Origin of the sequence: uncultured Polaribacter sp. (assembly GCF_947503855.1) — a bacterium.
Taxonomy (GTDB): Bacteria; Bacteroidota; Bacteroidia; order Flavobacteriales; family Flavobacteriaceae; genus Polaribacter.
In genome coordinates, this window is record NZ_CANNFF010000022.1 from 1 (window position 1) to 1997 (window position 1997).

At 34.3% G+C, this 1997-nt stretch carries 2 protein-coding genes; both read right to left on the bottom strand.

Annotation, left to right across the window (positions count from 1 at the left end; genetic code table 11):
* Positions 1-35: 35 nt before the first annotated feature.
* The gene (locus Q0662_RS11860) at positions 36-593 is read right to left on the bottom strand and encodes an exonuclease domain-containing protein (protein ID WP_009135711.1); all 558 of its coding nucleotides are present in this window, start codon (positions 591-593) and stop codon (positions 36-38) included.
* 234 nt (positions 594-827) lie between these two features.
* The gene (locus tag Q0662_RS11865; RefSeq protein WP_008651082.1) at positions 828-1994 is read right to left on the bottom strand and encodes a tetracycline-inactivating monooxygenase Tet(X2); all 1167 of its coding nucleotides are present in this window, start codon (positions 1992-1994) and stop codon (positions 828-830) included.
* Positions 1995-1997: the final 3 nt, after the last annotated feature.

A 1997-nucleotide genomic window follows, 5' to 3' on the forward strand; every position in this document is an offset into this window, starting at 1 on the left:
AACTGAATATGTTCATAATCCCTGCTTTTTGAGCGCTAATATACTAAAAATATTAGGTGTGTTTGCGGAGAATCAGATAGATTTTTCAAAACACTCAAGTCCATACTCGCATTATGAAAAATTAATAAATTAGATGAAAGATATTTAGAAAGTTCGTCTTCCCATAATTCTTGAAAATTAAGGGAAAATTCTACATCTTCATATGAAATTCCGTGTATTGAAGTATGAGTTTTTAAAAACTTTTCTGATTTTGGTGGATTTATATAGTGTTTTGTCGAATAAACTATTGTGTCATTTTTCACGAAGCATAATCCGATTGCACAAGCACTTAATCTACTGTTATTTGCTGTCTCAAAGTCAATAGCAATAAAATCAAATTTATTTTCAAAGTACTCAGGGAATGTATGAGGATTTTTAAATTGATTGAATTTCAATTTTTGCAAAATCGCTTGTTCGTATTGAGGTTTTACTTTATAACCAACTTGTTTTGCTTTTTTTAGCCAAGGTTCAAGAATATAGTTTGGTGTATTTTCGATAAAATTATAGAATAGAAATTCATTGTTTGTTTCAGGATTTATTCCCGAAACTTCCATTTCAATTTGATTTTTTGGTTTAGGTTTAAAAAAGTTAAACATAGTTCATTTTGTATAATTCAGACGAGTTTTGGTGTAATATGGCATATAACGTTTGGCAAATTGGCGATGGAGCCGACTTTTAGCACAAATGTTGAATAGAATTACTAATCTTCAACATTGCACAAAAGTTCAATAGAAGTACTTCACCGGCTCTATTGCCAATTTGTTTGTTATGTGCCGTTTTATTCCATTTTATACATTTAACAATTGCTGAAACGTAAAGTCGGGTTTAAACATTTCAATTTCGTTTTGAGTTGATTCTTCTTGTGCTTCTTTGCCATAGATAAACATTTGCTGTTCATAATTTTTAACAGCCTCTTCAATGCTATTAAATTTTCCATCGGCTAGATTATCAGACAATATCAAGGCATCCACCAACCCACTATTTACTCCCTGCCCTGCAAAAGGCGGCATCAAATGTGCGGCATCCCCAATCATTGTTATGGGTAATGGGCGCTTGCTTTTCCAAGGCTTTTCTAAAGGAAATATCCGTGTAGCCAATCCTACAAATGACAACGTCGTATGAATCAATTCTTTGTAGCGTTCGTCCCAATCGGAAAATTCTTTCAGAAGAAAATCAACGACACTATTTCTGTTTTGAAAATCTACCTGCGTTTGGTTTTTCCATTCATCAGGTGTTTTAAAACTTATTCCAAAATGCAATGCACCATTATTATTGGGGTTAGCAAATAATAAATTACCTTGGTGAGATGCCATTAGCCGGTTTCCATTGCATAGCTGAAAAAATCCAGGACAGTTTATCTCTGGTTGATGAATATCGGCTTGTATATTGAAAGTACCTGTTTCTTCAACTTCCGTGTCGGTAACAAATTTTCTTACCTTGGACATCCCGCCATTGGCAAGAATAACCAAATCTGCTGTTTCACTCGGTTTATTCTCAAAAGTTAGTGTCCACTTCTTCTTACCAGGTTCAAGCATAACAAGTTTTCTATCCCAAATAACCGTGTCGTTTTCTAAACTATTCAACAAGATAGCCCTTAAGTCATTTCTGTTTATTTCAGGATTGTCAAATCGATTTTCGGGCTTTACATTTTTTGTGGATAAAATATTGCCTTTTTCATCAGCAATATTTACACCCATTGGTAAGGCTAAGTCATAATAAGTTTGTAACAATCCCGCTTTTTTCATTGCTTCCTGACCTGAACCTTTGTGTAGGTCAAGGGTTCCACCAAAAATTCTTGCCTCTCGGTCGTTGTCTCTTTCGTAAACTGAAACGTCTATGCCGTTTTGCTGTAATAATTTTGCCATAGTCAGTCCAACGGGTCCACCACCAATTATTGCAACGTTCTTATCACTAAGTAAATTCATTTGTTTGTCTGTATCTATTCGCATTGTCATTCA

Coding starts and splice junctions, on each gene's coding strand:
- Q0662_RS11860 (WP_009135711.1), bottom strand. CDS start 593: ATGGAAGTTTCGGGAATAAATCCTGAAACAAACAATGAATTTCTATTC.
- Q0662_RS11865 (WP_008651082.1), bottom strand. CDS start 1,994: ATGACAATGCGAATAGATACAGACAAACAAATGAATTTACTTAGTGAT.